General features: G+C 72.2%; 17 protein-coding genes. 11 read left to right on the forward strand and 6 right to left on the reverse strand.

What is annotated here, in order from left to right; all coding sequences use genetic code 11:
• The first annotated feature begins 30 nt into the window (after positions 1-30).
• Positions 31-1,128 (forward strand): NDP-sugar synthase, encoded by a 1,098-nt coding sequence (locus AB0I53_RS38425; protein WP_358613966.1) that lies wholly within the window; start codon positions 31-33, stop codon positions 1,126-1,128.
• 22 nt (positions 1,129-1,150) lie between these two features.
• Entirely contained in the window at positions 1,151-2,062 is a 912-nt protein-coding gene (locus AB0I53_RS38430; protein WP_358613967.1) for a DNA-3-methyladenine glycosylase 2 family protein, read from the forward strand.
• 82 nt (positions 2,063-2,144) lie between these two features.
• Here the strand turns inward: AB0I53_RS38430 and AB0I53_RS38435 are convergent, their stop codons facing one another.
• The 4 genes from AB0I53_RS38435 to AB0I53_RS38450 are packed head-to-tail and all read right to left on the reverse strand — an operon-like array spanning position 2,145 to position 5,827.
• Positions 2,145-2,681 carry an NUDIX hydrolase gene (locus AB0I53_RS38435; RefSeq protein ID WP_358613968.1) on the reverse strand — a complete coding sequence of 179 codons (537 nt, stop codon included), beginning with the start codon at positions 2,679-2,681 and terminating at the stop codon, positions 2,145-2,147.
• A complete protein-coding gene (locus tag AB0I53_RS38440; RefSeq protein WP_358613969.1) occupies positions 2,678-4,021 on the reverse strand; it encodes a coenzyme F420-0:L-glutamate ligase in 1,344 nt (447 codons plus the stop codon). Before AB0I53_RS38440 ends, AB0I53_RS38435 begins: the two co-directional genes overlap by 4 nt.
• Positions 4,018-5,010 (reverse strand): 2-phospho-L-lactate transferase, encoded by a 993-nt coding sequence (gene cofD, locus AB0I53_RS38445; protein ID WP_358613970.1) that lies wholly within the window; start codon positions 5,008-5,010, stop codon positions 4,018-4,020. The genes AB0I53_RS38440 and cofD overlap by 4 nt, the downstream gene beginning before the upstream one ends.
• Before the next feature lie 58 nt (positions 5,011-5,068).
• Entirely contained in the window at positions 5,069-5,827 is a 759-nt protein-coding gene (locus tag AB0I53_RS38450) for a site-2 protease family protein (RefSeq protein WP_358613987.1), read from the reverse strand.
• 578 nt (positions 5,828-6,405) lie between these two features.
• Between AB0I53_RS38450 and AB0I53_RS38455 the strand changes: the two genes are divergently transcribed.
• Together AB0I53_RS38455 and AB0I53_RS38460 are read left to right on the forward strand one after the other, a co-directional pair.
• Positions 6,406-6,636: a WhiB family transcriptional regulator gene (locus tag AB0I53_RS38455; RefSeq protein ID WP_165968123.1), complete on the forward strand. Its 231-nt coding sequence runs from the start codon at positions 6,406-6,408 to the stop codon at positions 6,634-6,636.
• 88 nt (positions 6,637-6,724) lie between these two features.
• Positions 6,725-9,817 carry a glycosyltransferase family 2 protein gene (locus tag AB0I53_RS38460; protein WP_358613971.1) on the forward strand — a complete coding sequence of 1,031 codons (3,093 nt, stop codon included), beginning with the start codon at positions 6,725-6,727 and terminating at the stop codon, positions 9,815-9,817.
• Between the two features lie 77 nt (positions 9,818-9,894).
• On the opposite strand, the gene AB0I53_RS38465 is transcribed toward AB0I53_RS38460, so the two are convergent.
• A complete protein-coding gene (locus AB0I53_RS38465) occupies positions 9,895-10,365 on the reverse strand; it encodes a carboxymuconolactone decarboxylase family protein (RefSeq protein WP_358613972.1) in 471 nt (156 codons plus the stop codon).
• Between the two features lie 47 nt (positions 10,366-10,412).
• On the opposite strand from AB0I53_RS38465, the gene AB0I53_RS38470 reads away from it, so the two are divergent.
• On the forward strand, positions 10,413-11,837 hold the full coding sequence (locus tag AB0I53_RS38470) for a PLP-dependent aminotransferase family protein (RefSeq protein WP_358613973.1): 1,425 nt from the start codon (positions 10,413-10,415) through the stop codon (positions 11,835-11,837).
• 1 nt (position 11,838) lies between these two features.
• Here the strand turns inward: AB0I53_RS38470 and AB0I53_RS38475 are convergent, their stop codons facing one another.
• Entirely contained in the window at positions 11,839-12,312 is a 474-nt protein-coding gene (locus tag AB0I53_RS38475) for a metallopeptidase family protein (protein ID WP_177226553.1), read from the reverse strand.
• A gap of 260 nt (positions 12,313-12,572) precedes the next feature.
• Here AB0I53_RS38475 and AB0I53_RS38480 point away from each other — a divergent pair, with 260 nt between their 5' ends.
• The 6 genes from AB0I53_RS38480 (at position 12,573) to AB0I53_RS38505 (ending at position 18,171) form a co-directional block, all read left to right on the forward strand.
• Positions 12,573-12,932: a DUF3499 domain-containing protein gene (locus AB0I53_RS38480; RefSeq protein ID WP_358613974.1), complete on the forward strand. Its 360-nt coding sequence runs from the start codon at positions 12,573-12,575 to the stop codon at positions 12,930-12,932.
• Between the two features lie 107 nt (positions 12,933-13,039).
• On the forward strand, positions 13,040-14,389 hold the full coding sequence (locus AB0I53_RS38485; protein ID WP_358613975.1) for a phosphomannomutase/phosphoglucomutase: 1,350 nt from the start codon (positions 13,040-13,042) through the stop codon (positions 14,387-14,389).
• 71 nt (positions 14,390-14,460) lie between these two features.
• Positions 14,461-14,676, forward strand: a complete 216-nt coding sequence (locus AB0I53_RS38490; protein ID WP_358613976.1) for a Trm112 family protein — start codon at positions 14,461-14,463, stop codon at positions 14,674-14,676.
• 5 nt (positions 14,677-14,681) lie between these two features.
• On the forward strand, positions 14,682-15,761 hold the full coding sequence (locus AB0I53_RS38495; RefSeq protein ID WP_358613977.1) for a hypothetical protein: 1,080 nt from the start codon (positions 14,682-14,684) through the stop codon (positions 15,759-15,761).
• A gap of 107 nt (positions 15,762-15,868) precedes the next feature.
• Positions 15,869-17,125, forward strand: coding sequence for a mannose-6-phosphate isomerase, class I (manA, locus tag AB0I53_RS38500; RefSeq protein WP_358613978.1), 1,257 nt, complete (start codon positions 15,869-15,871; stop codon positions 17,123-17,125).
• A 122-nt stretch (positions 17,126-17,247) separates the two neighbouring features.
• On the forward strand, positions 17,248-18,171 hold the full coding sequence (locus AB0I53_RS38505; RefSeq protein WP_358613979.1) for a cation diffusion facilitator family transporter: 924 nt from the start codon (positions 17,248-17,250) through the stop codon (positions 18,169-18,171).
• Positions 18,172-18,344 lie beyond the last annotated feature (173 nt).

Below are 18,344 nucleotides of genomic sequence, written 5' to 3' on the forward strand. Positions count from 1 at the left end.
AGTCCATCAGGTAGAGGAGGATCAACGCCGATGTCCGCGGATGCGCAGGATCCGGCCGAGTCGCCGACGGCGGAAGCGGTCGTGCTGGTAGGTGGTCAGGGCGTGCGGCTGCGGCCGCTGACCCTGTCGGCGCCCAAGCCGATGCTGCCGACCGCCGGGGTCCCGTTCCTGAGCCACCTGCTGTCCCGGATCCGGGCGGCCGGCATCGAGCACGTGGTGCTCGGCACGTCCTACAAGGCGGAGGTGTTCGCCGAGCACTTCGGCGACGGATCCGACCTCGGCCTGCGGCTGGAGTACGTCGTCGAGCCGGAGCCGCTGGACACCGCCGGCGCGATCCGCAACGTCGCGGACCGGCTCAGCGCCGACGACGTGCTGGTGTTCAACGGCGACATCCTCTCCGGCGTGGATCTGACGGAGCTGCTGGAAACGCACCGCAGCGCCGCGGCGGACGTGACGCTGCACCTGGTGAAGGTCGCCGATCCGCGCCGCTTCGGCTGCGTGCCCACCGACGCGGACGGGCGCGTCACGGCGTTCCTGGAAAAGACCGAGAACCCGCCGGTCGACCAGATCAACGCGGGCTGCTACGTGTTCCGCCGCGAGGTGATCGACACGATCCCGGCGGGGCGGCCGGTGTCGGTGGAGCGCGAGACGTTCCCGGAGCTGCTCGCCTCGGGCGCGCGCGTGCAGGGCCACGTCGACACCTCGTACTGGCTGGACATGGGAACGCCGGAGGCGTTCGTGCGGGCTTCCGCGGATCTGGTTCTCGGTGTGGCGCCGTCGAACGCGTTGCCCGGCGAGCGCGGCGAAGCGCTGTTGCTGGACGGCGCGACGGTCGCCGCCGACGCGGAAGTTTGCGCGGGAAGTACGGTCGGCGCGGGCAGCGTGGTGGAATCCGGTGCGCGCGTTGCGGAATCGGTGCTCTTCGAAGGCGTGCGCATCGAGCCCAACGCGGTGGTCGAGCGGTGCGTGATCGGCAACGACGCGACGATCGGGGCGGGCGCGGTGCTGCGCGACGCGATCATCGGCGACGGCGCGCGGATCGGTGCCGACTGCGAGCTGCTGGGCGGGGCACGGGTCTGGCCCGGCGTCGAGCTGCCGGCCTGCGGTGTCCGCTTCTCCGCGGACTGAGCCGGCGTACCGTCGGGAGAACATGAGCGATGCCCTGACCCGAACCTGGCGCCCGCCGCATCCGCTGGATCTGCCGCGGGTGCTGGCCCCACTGCGCCGGGGGAGCGGTGATCCGACCACGCGCGTGGAGGCGTCGGGCGAGGTGTGGTGGGCCACCACAACCTCAACAGGCCCGACGACGCTGCGGTTGCAGAAGGACAGCACCGGAACCGTGACCGCGACGGCGTGGGGTCAGGGCTCGCGCTTCGTGCTGGACAACGCGCCGGATCTGCTCGGCGCTTCCGACGACGACACCGGTTTCGTTGCGGTGCACGACGTTGTGGAGCGCGGTCGGCGCGCCTCGCGGGGCGTGCGGTTGTGCGCTTCGGGCCGGGTCTGGGACGTCCTGGTCGCCGCGGTGCTGGAGCAGAAGGTCACCAACCGGGAGGCGTGGCGGTCCTGGCGGGAGCTCTGCCGGCGCTTCGGCAGCCGCGCACCGGGACCGGCCGGCGAGCTCTGGGCGGCGCCGGATCCCTTGCAACTGCGCGGAATCCGGGATTGGGAGTGGCATCGAGCGGGCATCGACGGAGCCCGGCGCCGCACGCTGATCGCCGCCGCATCGGTGGCAGGGAGGCTGGAGCGCGCGGTCGAGCTGCGGGGCGTCGCGGGACGGGAGCTGCTGCAGAAGGTGCCGGGCATCGGCCCGTGGACGGCGGCCGAGGTCGCGCAGCGCGCCTGGGGCGACCCGGACGCGGTCAGCGTCGGCGACTTCCACCTGCCGACGATCGTAGGAACGGCCCTGGTCGGCCGCCCCCTGGACGACGACGGAATGCTGGAAGCCCTGGCCTCGTACGAGGGGCACCGCCACCGAGCGGTCCGCTACCTCGGAGCGGCGGGTGTCCAACGCCCCCGCTACGCCCCGAGAATGCCGGTCCGCAACTACCGCACCATGTGACGACTTCCCCCTCAGCGCTCGCCGCTGTCCGATCCTGGCCGGAACGGCGCGTGCGGTGGCTCGATCGCGGAATCCGCCTGAGCTATCGGCGGGCGCGGGCCGCGGCCATCAGGGGGCCGATGTCGGAGCCTCCGGGTAGGGCGTCCAGCGGCCACCAGCGCAGGTCCAGGGACTCGTCGCTGCGGGCCGGCTCGGCTCCTTCCGGGGCTCGCACGATGAAGCGCACGTCGAAGTGGCGGGTCGGCTTGCCCAGCGAGCAGGTGATCGGGTGCACGTCCAGGTGCACCGGCTCCGGCTCCACGACCAGACCGTCCACACCGGACTCCTCGGTCGCCTCGCGCAACGCGGCTCCCGCCAGTGACGTGTCCGCCGGCTCGCAGTGGCCGCCGAGCTGCAGCCACATCCCCACCCGGGGGTGCAGGGTGAGCAGCACGTTCTCGCCCGCCGCGTCGAGCAGCACGGCCGACGCTGTCACGTGGCCCGGTTCGCACGCCCGCAGGCAGGCGTCCGCGCGGACGTCCAGCAAGGTCAGGAAGGCGTGGCGCAATGCGTCCTGCTGCGGATCGGCCGGGCGCCAATCGCCGAGCACGCGCAACGCGTCCGCGTGCGGCCCGCTCACAGCTCCACCAATCCGCCGTCGAGCTCCCGCGGTTCCCGCGGCCCGTCGACCGCCTCCACGGGATGGCCTACGGCCACCGCGCCCAGCGGCTCCCACGAGTCGGGCAGATCCAGCGCTGCCCGGACGACCTCCGGGCAGAACAGCGTCGAAGACACCCAGCACGAGCCGAGTTCCTCGGCCGCCAACGCGACCAGCAGGCCCTGCACCGCCGCGCCGCCCGCGACGGTGAACATCTGCCGCTCCGCCTCGGCGCGCACCGCGTCTGGGTAGTCGTGCGCGCCCTCGCGAACCAGGAACGGCAGCACCAGTTCCGGCGCGGCGTAGAGCAGGTCGCCGCGGCTGACCCGGCGCTGCGCGGCATCTTCGGAGAGCCCGTCGGCGCGCAGGTCGGTCAGCCAGGCGGAACGCATCGCGTCCAGCAGCTTCGTCCGAAGTGGACGATCGTGCAGCCAGACGAACCGGACCGGGCGGGTGTGGTGCGGCGCGGGAGCGGTCAGCGCGGCACCGACGGCGCGGCGCACCGCATCGGCGTCGACCGGGGCGTCGGCGAACGCCCGCACGGAGCGGCGCATTAGCACCGCCTCGCGGCGGCCCTGCGCCAACGCCTCCGCGGTGCCCATCCGGAACAGGTCCTCGTCGACGGGCCGCACCAGGTCGTGGGCGCTCGACCCGTCGTCGGCGGTCGCCAGCCCACGCACCACGGCGACCGGAACCGCCCCGAGCTTGCCCTTGACCAGGTCGGCCGCCCCGGCGATCTCGTCGGCCACCGCGACCTCGGTCACCGCCAGCTCGTTGCCCTGCGAATCGGTGGCGCCCGCGTAGCGGTGCAGCACCCGCAGGCCGGCGGAGCCGATCGCCACGTCGGTCTGGCCGACCCGCCAGGCGCGGCCCATCGTGTCGGTCACCACCACGGCGACCTGCACGCCGAGCCGCTCGGCGAGCCCGGCCCGCAGCTTGCGCGCGGAAGCGTCCGGGTCGTCCGGCAGCAGCGCGATCTGGTCCAGCGCCACGTTCGAGGCGTCGACGCCCGAGGCCGCCTGCACGATGCCCAGCTTGTTCTGGGTGATCATGAACCGCTCGCGGCGCGCCAGCACGTGGGTGGCCTCGGCCAGCACCAGCTCGCGGCGCAGCTTCTCGCGCAGCTCCGGGTCGCGCGGCGTGGACACCATGCGGCCCTCGACCTTCGACACCACCTTGCTGGTGACCACCACGACGTCGCCGTCGCTGAGCCAGGGCGCGGCGGCCGCGATCGACGCGGCCAGGTCGTCGCCGGGGCCGAACTCGGGCAGCCCGCCCACCGCGAACAGCTGCAACCCGCCCGCGGCCGCGTGATCCTTCATCGCCCCTCCCGGGCCAGGTCGAACGCCGCCTGCGCCATCGCGGCGGTGGCGTCCACATCGGACATCAGCAGCGGCACGGCGCGAACCCGCACCCCGGGCACCTCGGCGCTGTCGCCGGTGTGCACCAACCAGCCGTCCAGGATGCCCTCGGCGTCCTGCCGGGAACCGTAGTGCCGGCCGACCGCCTCGGCGGTGCTGTCCACTCCGATCGCGGTCAGGCAGGCGTCCGCCATGCCGCGCAGCGGCCGGCCGCCGACGATCGGCGACAGCCCCACCACCGGCGCGGACGTCTTCCGCAGCGCGGCGCGGAAACCCGGCACCGCGAGCAGCGTCCCGATGCTGACCACCGGGTTCGACGGCGCCAGCAGCACCACGTCGGCCTGCTCGATCGCATCCAGCACGGCCGGCGTCGGCTTCGCCTCGTCGGCGCCCACCGGCACGATCGCGTGCGCCTTCGGCTCCGCGCGGTACCGCACCCACCACTCCTGGAAGTGCACCGCCCGCTGGTCGCCGTGCTCCGGATCGTCGATCGCGACGTGCGTCTCGACCCGTTCGTCGGTGACCGGCAGCAGCCGCACGCCCGGGCGCCACCGGTCGCACAGCGCCTCGGTCACCGCCGACAGCGAGTAGCCCGCGCGCAGCATCCGGGACCGAACCAGGTGGGTGGCGATGTCGCGGTCGCCGAGCCCGAACCAGGTCGGTTCGGCGCCGTAGGCGGCCAGCTCCTCCTTGACCGACCAGGTCTCGTCGACCCGGCCCCAGCCCTTCTCGGTGTCGATGCCGTCGCCGAGGGTGTACATGCAGGTGTCGAGGTCCGGGCAGACCCGCAACCCGTGCATCCACACGTCGTCACCCACGTTGACCACCGCGGTGATCTCGTGCTCGGACTGCTGCTGCGGTTCGCCGATCGCGGGCAGTCCCAACGCCGCTTTGACCCCAAGCAGGAAACGCGCGCCGCCGACTCCGCCGACCAGAACTACGACCTTCACGGCCCCGATCCTCGCACGCCCGGGCGTGAACCTGACGACCGTCCGGTCATCGGAGTCATCACAGGAAACCGAAGATGCTGCGGAACATGCTCTGCCCCAGGTAGCCGTGCACCGCGTCGCCCCCGACGAGGTCGAACACGAAGTAGGCGAGCCCGAAGAACGCCTGGCCGACGAACGGCACCCCGATCAGCAGCAGGAACAGCACCAGCGGCGCCCACGGCCGCGCCTTCTCGCCGAACCGGCGGGCCGGACCGGACAGCCACGGCTCGATCGCGCCGTACCCGTCCAGGCCGGGGATCGGCAGGATGTTCAGCACGAACGCGATCACCTGCAGGAAGGCCAGGTAGGACAGCCCCGCCGACAGTCCGATCGGCATCGGCACGATCGCGACGGCGGTGCTGATCAGCAGGCCCAGCACCAGGTTCATCAGCGGCCCGGCCAGCGACACCATCGACTCGGTGCGCCGGGACCGCAACGCGTGGTGGTTGATCCACACCGCGCCGCCCGGCAGCGGGATGCCCCCGAGCGCCACGAAGATCAGCGGCAGCACGATGCTCAGGACCGGGTCGGTGTAGCGCCGGGGATCCAGCGTCAGGTAGCCCTTGGCCCGCACCGACCAGTCGCCGCCGCGGAACGCGGTGATCGCGTGCCCGAACTCGTGCAGGCACAACGAGGTCGCCCAGCCGCCGAGCACGATCAGCACCACGCCGCCGACCCGGGCGGCGTTGTTCTCGAGCGTGGCGAGCACGCCGCCCAGCACGGTCAGCCCGACCAGGCCGAGGAACAGGGGACTTACTCGAACCGCGGAGTTGCTCACGCCTCCAGTGTCCATGAACGACTCGGTGGCGGTCCGCGCCTGCACGGCGGCGCAGTCGGCCACGCGGTGGTATCCATGATCATGGGGCTTGCCGATGCTGCACGCGGAGTACCGGCGATGCGCCGAACGCGCCCATTGGGCGGCCTGCGCGGGATGTCCCCCTACGGATGGTCTCCGCTTGACCGCAAGGAGCTACACGGGTGTAATCACAGCAGTGTCATTCGTCGCTGAAATGATCGTTCTTCGGGTGGAAGCCGGTTGGATGGTCGCAGGCGGCGGCCGACCGGGTGCGGGAGACCCGGTCGGGCACGGGTCGATCGAAGCGCTGCCGGCGGTGAGAGGCGGGCGGCGCGGTCGGTCGGCGACGGCGCCGCCGCCGTCGAAGCGCGGGGCTCCCGGCCAACGGAGCCCGGGCGACCTGCGATCAGGAGTGCGCCCTGTTCCGGCCCTGGGGAGGGCCGGCGGGAACGGGAGAAATCGGGGGAAACCAAACGATGTGGGAATCAGGAGATAGCCGCCTCGCGGAGCGTGGGGACGCCACCGCGGCGGAACTCGACGTCCTGGCCGAGCTGTTCGAGATGGGCGACGACGAACAGGAATGGCAGGAGCGCGCGCTGTGCGCCCAGACCGACCCTGAGGCGTTCTTCCCGGAGAAGGGCGGCTCGACGCGGGAGGCGAAGCGCATCTGCGCGGGCTGTGAGGTGCGCTCCGAATGCCTGGAGTACGCGTTGCAGCACGACGAGCGCTTCGGCATCTGGGGCGGTCTGTCCGAACGAGAGCGCCGCAAGCTCAAGCGCCGCGCGGTCTGATCGGCCGGAGTTCGTTTCGAGGGGGTTTTCTTCCGCTCCTGGTGCATTACCGTTCAGCGGTAGTGGATCAGGTTAGCGGGAGGGCACTTTGGTCGCGCCGGTGCTGGCGGTGTTGGTCTGTCACGACGGCGATTCGTGGCTGCCGGAGGTTCTCGCAGCGCTGGGCGACCTGACGGAAAAGCCGCGGCACGTGGTGGCCGTCGACACCGGTTCGACCGACCGCACCGCGGAACTCCTGGCGCGGGCGCGCGCGGATCGAGTCGTCGACGACGTGCTCACGATGCCGCGCGACACCAGGTTCGGCGCCGCAGTCGCGGAGGCGTTGGCGCACGGGACCAAGCAGTGGGCCGATCCGGGGCGCTGGTTGTGGCTGCTGCACGACGATTCCGCACCCGAGCAGGAATGCCTGGAGCGCTTGCTGCGCGCCGCCGAGCAGGATTCGGCCGCGGCGCTGCTCGGCCCGCTCGGGTTGGACTGGGCGGATCCCCGGCTGGTGGTGGATGCGGGCCTGAGCACCGATGCCGCCGGGCACCGGCAGACCGGCATCGGACCGTCCGAACTGGACCCGGAGCTGGTCGCCGAAGCGCCACCGGCGTCCGGTGTGCTGGCGGTGACCACGGCCGGTGCGTTGGTGCGGCGCGATGCCTTCGAGCAACTCGGCGGTTTCGACGCGGATCTCGGCGGCAGCGCGGACGTCGACCTGGGATGGCGGATCAACCTGGACGGGCACGGCGTCCGATGGGTTCCCGGGGCGCGGATGCGGCATGCGGCCGCGAAGCGCGGTTCCAGGACGGGGGAACGGGCCGATCAGGTTCGCACGTTCTTGGTGAATGCGCCGGTGTGGGCGTTTCTGCTCGGCCTGCCACGGATGTTCTGCCTGGCGTTGTTGCGGATGTGCGGTTTCGCGGCGCTGCGGCGGTGGGACGAGGCGGGCGCGGAGTTCGCGGCGCTGCGCGGTTTGCTCGGCGGGCGGTTGAAGCTGCTGGCCGGCCGGGCTTCGCGCGCCACGACGATTCCGGTCCGGCACAGCGTCCGAGGGCTGTTCACGAGTCGGCCGGCTCGGTTGCGGAACTGGGCGCGCACCGCGTTCGAGGGCCTGGTCCGGGAGCGGGTGCGGCGGGATCTGGCCTTGGGGCGGGAGCTGGCGGGCTGGCTCATCAAGGCCGATCCCGAAGCGCCGCGGCCCGACAAGCCGGGCCGGTCGGGGCTGGTCGTGGTGCCGGTGCCGGACATCGGGGCGCCGAAGCCGTCGCCGTTGAAGCGGGACGCGATGCGGCGGGACCTGCTGCTCGTGCCGGTCGATCGCTGGCGGGTGCTGCGTGAACTGCTGCTGACGCCGCCCGTGGTGCTGACGGTGCTGCTCGCGTTGTTCGCGCTCGTCACCAATGGACTGCTCGCCGACCGGTTCGGGGCCGGTCTGCAAGGCGGCCGGATGCTGCCGGTGGCCGACCTGGCGACGACTTGGCGCGACTACTTGGCCGCCTGGCATCCGGTGAACGGCGGTACCGGCGCGTCGGCTTCGCCGTCGCTGCTGGTGCTCGCACTGTTCGGCACTGTCCTAGGTGGACCGTCGGTGGTGGCGTCGGTGCTGCTGCTGTTCGGTGCTCCGCTGGCGGGCCTCAGCGGTTACCTCGCGACCCGCGCGCTTCCGGTGTCGCGGCTGCGGCGAGCCTTCGCGGCCGGTGCATACGCCTTGCTGCCTGCGGCTTCGCTTTCCGCCGGGCAGGGGCGGCTGGACGTCGTGGTCGCGCACATCCTGGTTCCGCTGCTGCTGGCCGGGATCGTCTCCGTGGTCGGGCGGTCCGACGGGAAGCGGTTGGGAACGGCGTGTCTGACCGCCCTGGGCCTCGCGGTGCTGGGTGCCTTCGCTCCGTTGCTGCACATCGCGTTGATCGTGCTGGCCCTGCTCGCTTTCGTCGTGCTGCCGAGCGCGGGTTCGCGTGATCGGCGCCGGGTGGCCGGGCTGGTGGCGGTGGCGCTGCTGTCCGTCGCGTGCCTGCTGCCGTGGCCTGCCGTGCTGCTGCACCACCCGCAGATGTTGTTGCACGGGCTCGGCGCGCGGATCATCGAGACTCCGGCGGGCGCCTGGCTGCTGGCGTTGAGCCCGGACGGGTCGCCGGCGAGCCTGGTCGGCGCGGTGTTCGCGCTCGCTGCGATCGCCGCGCTGGTCACCGCTTGGTCGCCGCGGATGTTGCCGGGCGCGGCCGTCGCGATCTTCGGTTGGGCGCTGGCCGCGATGGTGGACAACCTCGCCGCCGAACCGATCACCGGCGGCCCGAGCACGACCGGCTGGACCGGCGGACCGCTGGTGATCGCCGCGGCCGGGTGCGGGTGGATCGTGCTGGTGGCGCGGAAGCCGCGCGTGCCCGGCAAGATCCTGGTGCCGTTGCTGGCGGTCGGCTTGCTGGGGCTGGCGTCCGCTGCCGCGTTCGCCACGATCGACGGGCCGCTGCGCGCTCAGCAGACGATCGCGGCGGATCTGCCCGGTTCGCTGCTGATCCTCGACCCCGGGCCGCAACCCGCGCGGCTCGTGGACGGCACCGCGCCCCGCTTCGGCGACGACGACCTCGCGCCGGTCGGCACGGCGGTCGACTGGCTCCGCCGGGTCGACGACGACCTGCAGTCCGGCGATCCCGCGCGGGCGCGCGCTGCGCTCGCGGCGACGGCGGCTCGCGGTGTCGGCTTCATCGCGGTACCGGACGATTCGCGACTACCGGAAGTCGCTGCGGGGCTGGTCGCCGAGCACGAGCGGTTGCCCGACGGGCGGCGCGTTCTGAAGTTGCTGTTGCCGAGCAGCCCGGTCGAGCTGCTCGGGCCCGACCTCGCGCGGCAGGCGCGCACCGAGCCCGCCCCGACACCGGAGGCGAGGCCGTTGCCGGTGGCCGCCGAGCTACCGCTGTTCACGGTCCGGATGTCCGAGGGCGGCGCCGGCCGGGCGCTGGTCCTCGGCGCGGAGAACGAGCCCGGCTGGTACGCCCGGATCGACGGCCGGACGTTCCCGCTGGCCACGGCCTGGGGCCACCAGGTGGCGATCCCGCTGCCGGAGAACGCGGCCGAGGTCCAGGTCGGCTATACGGAGGTTCCGCGTACCGCGCTCCTGGGTCTGCAGCTGGCGTTCAGCCTGTTCACCCTCGTCGCGGCGCTCCCCGAACGCCGCCGTGCGAAACCCCGGAGCGCCTGAGCCGTGGGATCGGCAGGCGAGGAGTTTTTCCCGTTATTGCCGGAAATCCTGGCGTCGCGGCACCGGGCGCCGATTCGTCAGGCGGCGGTGCGCTCGTCGGTGCCCGGGACCTTGGCCGTGCTGAGCGCGATGCGGTTCCAGGTGTTGATGGTGAAGATCAGCGCGAGCAGCCGGGCCAGCTCCGGCTCCGCGAAGTGCTCCTCGGCGCGGGCGTAGACGTCGGCCGGCACGCCGCCTCGGGACACCAGCGTGACGGCCTCGGTCAGCTCCAACGCCGCCAGCTCCGCCTCGGTGAAGAAGCCGGTGGCGTCCCGCCACACCTGCACCATGTGCAGCCGCTCCTCGCTCTCCCCGGCTTTGCGGGCGTCCGAGGTGTGCATGTGCAGGCAGTACGCGCAGCCGTTGAGCTGGGACGCGCGGATCTGGACGAGTTCGACCAGCGCGGGGTCGAGGTCCTCCCGCGCCGCGGCGTCGAACCCGATCAGGGCCTTGAACGCCTTCGGTGCGGACTTCGCGAAGTTGAGCCGCTTCGTGTCGTTGTTCGTCATGGTCACCACGCTAGGACGAGAATCGACCGGTCGTAGAGTGCATTTCCGTGTCAGATTCTTGGGTCAATTCGGCCGAACAGACCGGCAGCGACCTGCACCTGGACCTGTCGGGCCCGGGGAGTCGCCGGTCGGTGCTCATGAGCGCTCTGAGGGAGGCGATCCGATCCGGGCGGCTGACGCCGGGCACCCGGCTGCCGCCGTACCGATCGCTGGCCGCGGACCTGGGCCTCGCCCGCAACACCGTCGCCGCCGCCTACGCCGAGCTCATCGCGGAGGGCTGGCTGACCGCCCGCCAAGGCTCCGGCACCCGTGTCGCGCAGCGCGCCGAACCCCGCAAACCAGCCCGTGCGCCGAAAGAGACGCGGAGCGTCGCCGCGCCGGTCCACAACCTGCGGCAGGGCCAGCCGGACGCCGCGTCGTTCCCACGCACCGCCTGGCTGGCCGCAGCCCGGCGTGCCATCAACGCCGCGCCGAACGAGGCCTTCGGCCCCGGCGACCCGCAGGGCAGGCCCGAGCTGCGGCGAGCGCTGGCCGACTACCTGTCACGGGCCCGCGGCGTGCGAGCGCGACCGGACCAGATCGTGATCTGCTCCGGCTTCGCGCATGCCCTGCGCCTGCTGTTCCCGGGCGTCCTGCGCGGTCCGCTCGCCGTGGAGTCCTACGGCCTCCCCTTCCACCGCGAGTTGCTGCACCAGGCGTCGATCAGGACCGTCCCGCTCGAACTCGACGAGCACGGGCCCCGCGTCGACGAACTGCCGTCCCGCAAGGGAGTGCGCGCGGTGTTGCTGACGCCCGCGCACCAGTTCCCGACCGGCGGCCCGCTGCACCCGGCCAGGCGAGCCGCCGTCGTCGACTGGGCCAGGGCCCGCGACGGGCTGGTCCTGGAGGACGACTACGACGGCGAGTTCCGCTACGACCGCGAACCGGTGGGCGCGGTGCAGGGCCTGGACCCGGACCGGGTGCTGTACATCGGCTCGGTCAGCAAGAGCCTGTCGCCGGCGGTTCGGCTGGGCTGGATGGTGCTGCCCGAGCACCTGGTCGACGACGTGCTGGCGGTGAAGGGCGAACGGGAGGCCTGGGCGAGTGTCCTCGACCAGCTCGCCCTCGCCGACTTCGTCGACTCAGGGCACTACGACCGCCACGTCCGCCGCATGCGCCAGCGCTATCGCCGCCGCCGCGACCAGCTCGTCGCGAGGCTCCTCGAACGTGCTCCGCACGTCACCGCGACCGGCGTCGCCGCGGGCTTGCACGCGGTGCTCCGCCTGCCGCCCGGCTCCGAGCGCTCCGCTGTCGCGGCCGCGGCCCGGCGGGGCATCGCCCTCGACGGGCTCGCCGGCTTCCGCCACCCGGACGCCACGATGCCCGCGATGGACGGGCTGGTCGTCGGCTACGCCACTCCGCCCGAACACGCGTACGCCTCGGCGTTGGACGCGCTGGCGGAGGCGTTGAGCGGTGTGGAGGTGCGGCCGTGAGTCACTGGCCTTCGATGACGTCGGGGTCCAGCCCGAGGTAGGTCGCGACCTGCTCGACGAGCACGTCGTGCAGCAGGTCTGCCATGTCCGTGCCGTCGCGGGCCCGCGCTTCCAGCGGTCGCCGGTACAGCACGATGCGCGCCCGGGTCGGCAGGCCGCGCCGGTCCACGCCCGCCGGGACGAGCCGGGCCAGCGGCACGTTGGCGTCGACCACCACGTCGTCGTCCCAGACCAGCTTCTCCGGGGTGGTGCTGGTGATCTCGGGCACCTCGTCGACGGCCACGTCGAGCTGCGTCAGTTCGGCGTGCCAGCGCTGCTCGATCGGTTCGAGGGCCTCCAGTACCAGCGCGTCGAACCGCTGCGAGCGGCTGCGCGACACCGGAACCGAGGACGGGTACAGCGGTCCGCGCAGGCCACGGCCCCGCCGGTCCCGGCGGAAGCGGCTTCGACGCCGAGATCCACGTGCGGTCACCACGGGCCGAGGGTACGCCTTCGGCGGTCAAGGTCGGGACAAGCGTCGGGAGGATTCGCGTTCCGCCACCCGCCGGGCCCCGGACGGCGCACGACCTTGACCGGCGGCGGCCCCTTCCAGCAGGACAACCTGCGCAAAACGACCGTCGCGCCGCTTGCTGTTCGCGCAGAGCTGACCCGGAAACCGGTGCTCGCGCGGCCTGTCGCGAGCGGTTTCCGCGTGCCTGCGCCGCGCGCCGGAGCGAGGGCGCTATCGTGCGTGTCGTGCGGAGCGTGAGGCGTTGCTCGCGGACCGGGTGTACCAACCCGGCCGTCGCCACGCTCACTTATGCCTACGCGGACTCCACCGCGGTCGTCGGCCCGCTCGCCACCTACGCCGAACCGCACAGCTACGACCTGTGCGAAGCGCACGCGCTTCGGCTCACCGTGCCGAAGGGCTGGGAGGTCGTGCGGCACGAAGGCGAATTCGCGCCACCGGAACCCTCCGACGACGACCTGACCGCGTTAGCGGAGGCCGTGCGGGAGGCCGGTCGCTCGGACCGGCCGGTCGAGGCCCAGGGCCTGACCCCGGGCGGCAGCCGGCGCGGACATCTGCGGGCGCTGCCCGATCCGATCGACGAGTGAATAGATCGTGACGAACAGCTCGCGTGGGCCAAGCTGACGCCACCGCGCCCTCGATCGCCGGTAGGCTTCGAGCCACGTCGTCGGACGCGAAACGGGGAGGGTGCAGCGTGCGGGACCTGTCGGGGATCGTCAAGGCCTACGACATCCGCGGGGTGGTTGGTGACGGCCTGGACGCCGACGTGGTGCGGGAGATCGGCGCCGCCTTCACCCGGCTCGTGGGTGGCCCGGCGGTGGTCATCGGGCACGACATGCGGGAATCCTCGCCGGGACTGGCCGCGGCGTTCGCCGAAGGCGTCACCGGTCAGGGCGTCGATGTGATCAACATCGGCCTGGCCAGCACCGACATGCTGTACTTCGCATCCGGGCGGCTCGATCTGCCCGGCGCGATGTTCACCGCCAGCCACAACCCGGCCCGCTACAACGGCATCAAGCTGTGCCGCGCCGGTGCCGCCCCGGTCGGCCAGGACAGCGGCCTGTCCGAGATCCAGGAGCTGGTCGCGCACGGCGTGCCGGAGTTCCTGGGCGCGAAGGGCACCGCCACGCACCGCGACCTCGTCGACGAGTACGCCGCCTTCCTGCGCTCGCTGGTCGACATCAGCGGCATCCGCCCGCTGAAGATCGTGGTCGACGCCGGCAACGGGATGGGCGGGCACACGGTGCCGACCGTCTTCGACGGCCTGCCGATCGAGCTGGTGCCGATGTACTTCGAACTGGACGGCAGCTTCCCCAACCACGAGGCCAATCCGCTCGACCCGGCGAACCTGGTCGACCTGCAGGCCAAGGTCCGCGAGGTCGGCGCCGACGCCGGGCTGGCCTTCGACGGCGACGCCGACCGCTGCTTCGTGGTCGACGAGCGCGCCGAACCGGTCGCGCCGAGCGCGATCACCGCGCTGGTCGCGGTGCGCGAGCTGGCCAAGGAGCCCGGCGGGACGGTCATCCACAACCTGATCACCTCCAAGGCCGTGCCCGAGATCGTCGCCGAGCACGGCGGAAAGCCGGTGCGCACCCGCGTCGGGCACTCGTTCATCAAGCAGACGATGGCCGAGACCGGGGCGATCTTCGGCGGCGAGCACTCCGCGCACTACTACTTCCGCGATTTCTGGCGCGCCGACTCCGGCATGCTCGCCGCGTTGCACGTGCTAGCCGCGCTCGGCGGCCAGGACCAGCCGCTGTCGGAACTGATGACCGACTACTCGCGGTACGCCGCCTCCGGCGAGATCAACTCGACGGTCGACGACCAGCAGGCCCGGATGCGCGCCGTGGCCGCGGCCTTCGGTGACCGCAATGGCGCTCGTGTGGACGAGCTCGACGGGCTTACCGTGGAGCTGTCGGACGGCTCCTGGTTCAACCTGCGCCCGTCCAACACCGAACCGCTGCTCCGGCTCAACGTGGAGGCAAGGGACACTGACGCGATGACCGCGCTGCGCGATGAGGTGCTGGCAGTCGTCCGAGGATGACGTCCCGGTGTCGCCGCGATGGTCGCCAGTGTGTGCCCGCGAGGTCGGCGCGGGTGAGTTTGGGAGGAAAAGTGGCCGTTGACCTGCAACCACAGCTGTTGGAGATCCTGGCATGCCCGTGCCCGCAGCACGGACCGTTGCGTCCAGGGCTCGGCGATGACGCGCAGGCCGACTACCTGACGTGCACCTCCTGCGGCCGCGGTTTCCCGGTCCGGGACGGAATTCCGGTGCTCCTGCTGGACGAGGCGGTCGGGGGGCCGGCCCCCGGCGCGGCCGGGGAGGGGTGACGTTCGTGCTGGACGACAGTCTCTTCGACGACCCGGCCAGGCTGGCCGACGTGGATTCCGGCGGCTTGCTGCGGCTCGCCGCGCTCTCCGGGGCGCAGGTCCGAGCCGCGGTGGAGGCCGCGGGCGAAGTGGACCTGGCCGAGCTCGGCGACGGGCGCCCGCGTGCCGTGGTGCTGCTGGCGAGGCCGGGCGTCGGCCCGGCGGTCTGCGGCCTGCTGGCGGCCCTGGCCGGGCCGCGGTGCCCGGTTCCGCTGGTGGTCGCCGAAACGGTCCCGGCGTGGGTCGGCGCGTTGGACGTCGTCTTCGCGCACACCGACGACGTCGGCGACGCGGTGCTGGCCGAAGCGGTCTCGGTGGCCTGCCGCCGCGGTGCGACGGTCGTGCTCGCAGCTCCGGCGGACGGCCCGGTCGCGGCCGCCGGTGCGGGCCGCGCCAAACTGCTCCCGCCGCGCATCCCGGTGCCACCGGCGCTGTCGTTCGCGCACGTCTTCGCGGCCGGGCTCAGCACGCTCGGCGCCCTCGGCCTGCTGCGCTTCGACGCCGAGAACCTGGCCGACGTGCTCGACCGGGAAGCCGAACGCGCGCACCCGAGCCACGAATCGCTGGTCAACCCCGCGAAGTCGCTGGCACTGCGGCTGGCCGACCGCGCCCCGCTGCTCTGGGGCCTCGACCCGGTGTCCACGGCGGTTGCGGCGCACGGCGCGTTCGCGCTCGGCTGCCACGCCGGCGTGCCCTGCGACGTCGCCGACTACCCGCAGGCGGTCACCGAGCGGGCGCTGCACCGTGCCGCCGCCTCGGTCGGCTCCGAGGCGGACCTGTTCGCCGACCCCGAGGACAACCCCGGCGCACTGCTGCGCGTGTTCCTGGTCAGCGCGCGGTACGACGAGCAGGGGGAGGCCTTCGAACGCGCCGCGACGCGGGACTTGCCAAGCGCGGACCTGGTCACGCCCGGCGAGTCGGTGGGCGACGACGCCGTGCTGCGGTCCGCGGCGCTGGCCGCCCGGTTCGATCTGGCCGCCGTGTACCTGGGGCTTGCCGCCGGCACCTTGAACGGGCCCGGCTGGCCGGCGATGGCGATGCACTGAGGGAAAGTTCAGGGGATGCCCCCGATGCCGCCCGCCGGTCCGGCGCGGTGTGCTGTGCTGGGCGTCGTGCACGAGCAGACGCGAGGACGAGGAAGCGAGAAACGACTGTGGAGCTACTGCGGAACGCGGTGCGCCCCTATGCGTGGGGCTCGCGTACCGCTATTGCTGATCTGCTCGGTCGGCCCGTTCCCACGCCGCACCCGGAAGCCGAGCTGTGGATGGGCGCCCACCCGGGCGACCCGTCGCGGGTGGTCCGGTCCGGCGGGGAAGAGGTGTCGCTGCTGTCCCTGCTGGACAGCGACCCGGCGCACCACCTTGGCCCGGCGTGCGTGGACCGCTGGGGCGGCCGGTTGCCGTTCCTGCTCAAGGTGCTCGCGGCCGACGAGCCGCTGAGCCTGCAGGCGCATCCGTCTGCGGCGCAGGCGGCCGAGGGCTTCCATCGGGAGGAGGGAGCGGGCATCGCCCGCAACGCCCCCAACCGCAACTACCCGGACCCCACCGCGAAGCCCGAGCTGATCTGCGCGCTGACCGAGTTCCACGCGCTGGCCGGGTTCCGCGACGCGCAGCGAACCGTGCGCCTGCTGGACGAGCTCGCCGTCCCGAGCCTGCGCGCCCACCGCGAACTGCTGGCCGCGCAACCCGATGCCGACGGCCTGCGCGCCCTGTTCACCACCTGGATCACGCTCCCCGAGCACTACCTGCGCGAGGTGCTGCCGGACCTGCTGGACGCCTGCGTGGCCCACGTGCGCGAGCACGGCGAGTTCGCGCTGGAGTGCCGGACGGTGCTCGAGCTCGGCGAGGCCTACCCGAACGACGCCGGAGTGCTGGCCAGCCTGCTGCTGAACCGGATCGTGCTCCAGCCCGGCGAGGCGATCTTCCTGCCCGCCGGGAACCTGCACGCCTACCTGCACGGCACCGGCATCGAGATCCTGGCCAACTCGGACAACATCCTGCGCTGTGGCTTGACCCCCAAGCACGTCGACGTCCCCGAACTGCTGCGGGTCCTCGACTTCGCCTGCGGCGACATGCGGGTGCTCAAGGGCGAGTCGCTGGACGCCAACCTGACCGCCTACCGGACGCCGGCCGACGAGTTCGAGCTGTCCAGGCTGGACTGGACGCCGGCCGAGGGCGGCGCGGTCCGGCTGGACTCGCCAGGGCCGCAGATACTGCTGTGCACCAGGGGAAGCGTCCGGCTGACCAGCGGCGCGCACCGCGGCAACGGGTCGTTGCCGCGCGAGCTGGTGCTGGAGCGCGGCCACTCGGTGTGGCTGGCGGCATCCGATCCGGCGGTGGAGGTGCACCCGGTCGACCTCGACGCCGACGGCAACGCGCAGGTCTTCCGCGCCGCCGCGGGCGCGTTCTGAAACCGCGGTCCGATTTCGCGCGTTCTGCGGACCTGATCCCCCGGCGGGGAGCCAACGGGTAGATTTCTCCCGTCATCGGGCCGGGCACCGGCCTCCCCGCACACCGAATCGGGAGATACATCGTGTCAGCAGGAGGCGGAACCAAGGCCATTCTGGCCGCGCTGGCCGCGAACGCGGGCATCGCCGTGGCCAAGTTCGGCGGGTTCCTGTTCACCGGCTCCTCGTCGATGCTGGCGGAAGCGGTGCACTCGGTCGCCGACACCTCGAACCAGGGCCTGCTGCTGCTCGGGCAGAAGACCTCGCAGCGCAAACCCACCCCGGAGCATCCCTTCGGGTACGGCCGGGACCGCTACTTCTACTCGTTCGTCGTCGCGCTGCTGCTGTTCAGCCTGGGCTCGATGTTCGCGCTTTACGAAGGCATCCACAAGATCCAGCACCCCGAGCCGCTGAAGTCGGCGTGGGTGGCGGTGGTCATCCTGGTGATCGCGATCGGCCTGGAGACCTTCAGCTTCATCACCGCGATCAAGGAATCGAAGGCGATCAAGGGCGAGCAGACCTGGTGGCAGTTCATCCGGCAGGCCAAGACCCCGGAGCTGCCGGTGGTGCTGCTGGAGGACTTCGGCGCGCTGATCGGCCTGGTGCTCGCGCTCGGCGGCGTCGGGCTCACCGTGCTGACCGGCGACCCGGTGTGGGACGGCATCGGCACCGCGTGCATCGGCGTGCTGCTGGGGGCGATCGCGATCGTGCTGATCATCGAGACCAAGAGCCTGCTCATTGGCGAGGGCGCCACCCGCGACGTGCTGGACGAGATCGTGGCCCAGCTGGAGTCCGAGCGCGTGGAGAAGGTGATCCACATCCGCACCCAGTACCTCGGCCCGGACGAGCTGCTGATCGCCGCCAAGATCGGTCTCGCCCCGTCGCTGTCGGTGGCCGAGGTGGCGGCCGAGATCGACGGCGCCGAGGCGCGGGTCCGGGCGAAGGTGCCCGCGGCCCGGCTGATCTACCTCGAACCGGATCTGGAGCGGGGCCGCGCCGTGACCCAGTGACCGTCCCGCGGCGGAACGCCAGGTGCTGCCCCGGTCCGGGATCCCCGACATCATGTGCCTGTGCGACGTCGGGGCGGTTCCCGAACGATCACCGTACGTAGGTGACAACGGGCAGATATCCCGCTTCAGGGTGTAGTGGCGATGCATGTTTGCATTACAAGGAGTTAACGAAA

Source organism: Saccharopolyspora sp. NPDC050389, assembly GCF_040655595.1.
Classification (GTDB): Bacteria; Actinomycetota; Actinomycetes; order Mycobacteriales; family Pseudonocardiaceae; genus Saccharopolyspora.